1 pseudogene is annotated in these 1,741 nt (G+C 73.0%); it reads right to left on the bottom strand.

Going from position 1 to position 1,741, the window contains the following annotated elements:
- Window positions 1-1,741, bottom strand: a pseudogene (locus tag AC27VN_RS40635) (hypothetical protein); the annotation flags it as partial.

The following is a 1,741-nucleotide window of genomic DNA, read 5'->3' as shown; positions in this document are numbered from 1 at the left end:
TTGCCGCCGCCCAATGCGCCCAGGCCCGCGTAGGCCGCCAGACCGAGGCCCGCGTAGTCGGCGTACACGCCGGGACCGTCGAGCACGTAGGAACCGAACATCACGCCCCAGCCGGTGGCCTGGCCGAGTTCGCCGGCGCCCTGGCGCAGCAGCCAGCCGCCGACCAGCTCGGAATTGCTCCCCTGCAGGCCGCGGATGTTGCCGCCGGCCGCCAGCGTGAAGTCGCCGCCGCCGGTCGTGTACCACATGCGGTTCGGGTCGATGGCCGCGAGGTAGCCGTCGCGGTCGCCGAGGTTGCTGCCCAGCGTGGTGCCGTCGGGCTGCAGTTCGCGCGGTGCGTTCCAGACCGTGCCGGCGCCCGTGCCCGGCACCCAGGTGCCCGCGGTGTACACGCCGTAGAGGCTTTGCTGCGTGTAGTCGCCCGCGGCGAACAGCTCGAGGTCGCCGGTGCCGGTGCGCACCACGCTCGTGCCGGGTGCCTGCGGCCCCAGGCCCTTGCCCTGCAGGTTGACCTGGAACGGATCGTTGAGCGTGATGCCGCCGCCCTGCGAACGCACGGCGCGCGAATCGCTGCTGCCGAGGTCTGCGCCGCCCACCAGCCGCATCGACCACGAGGCGCTGCCCGCGCCGAGCATCGGCGCGATGGCCCAGATCGCGCGGCTGCCGGTCTGCGCCAGCGCGCTGCTCACGAACATGCCGGCCGGCAGCACGCTGCCGGCCGCGAGCTCGACCGGGTCGGCCAGCTCGAGGCCGTTGAGCACGGCCACGTCGGTGCCGGCGCGCCAGGTCGTGGCCGCCATGCGCATCCCGTAGATCGCGACGTTGCTGAACTGGATCGCGTTCATGCCCGCGCGCAGCACGGTGCCGGCCGGCAGCCGCAGGTTCGCCGTGGTGGTGCCGATCACGCCGACCAGCGTCGAGGTGTTGGTGCCCGCGGGGATCACGCGGCCGGTCGGCAGGATGATGTCGGCCGTGGTGACCACGTTCGCCTTCACGCGGTTGTTCAGGGTGTTGCCGCCGAGCACCACGTCCATCGGCAGCGGTGTGTCGTCCGACAGCGTCAGCAGCGTGTTGGCCGGCAGCGCGAGGTCGAAGCCGAGCACGCCCCCGTACGGCAGCTGGCTGCCCGCGGCGAGCGTGAGGCCGCCCGCGGGCACCTGGTAGTCGGTCTCCAGCGTCACCGAGTTCAGCACCTCGCGGTAGACCTTGCTGTCGGGCGAGTCGGGCGGCGGCGCGAAGCCGTCGTTGATGCTGCCGTCGATGTGCAGCTCGCCGCCCGCGCGCAAGGTGAGCACGCCGGCCTCGCCCGCCCCGCGCGTGCCGTTCGCGCCGGGGCCGTAGCGGTAGCCCGAGAGATCGAGGTCGCCCACGGTGTGCAGGTCGCCGCTGCTGCGGATCTCCACGCCGGGGCGCAGGTGAAAGGCGTCGCCGTCGATCTTCAGGCCCGCCAGCCGGCCCTGCAGGCCGGCGTTGTTCCAGGCCGCGTCGATGAAGGCGCGGCTGCGCGCGTCGATCTGGTCGAGGCCGACCATGCCGTCGGCGCCGACCGGGCTGCCGTTGGCATCGCCGTTGTTCTGCTTGACGCTGCCGTTGGCGTCGGTGGGCTCGTAGGTCCAGAAGGCATTGACCGCCACGCTCTTCGCGCCGCGGATGTTCAGCGGCGCGGGCGCGTCGATGCGCAGGTCGCCGCTGGTCTCGCCGGTGCGCGGCGCGTTGATGTCGAGCTGGCCGCGCGCGATGC

The organism is Variovorax sp. 20P10.2.4, from assembly GCF_058244205.1.
The sequence above is the reverse complement of the archived record's forward strand: the minus strand, read 5'-3'. Positions and strand labels throughout refer to the sequence as shown.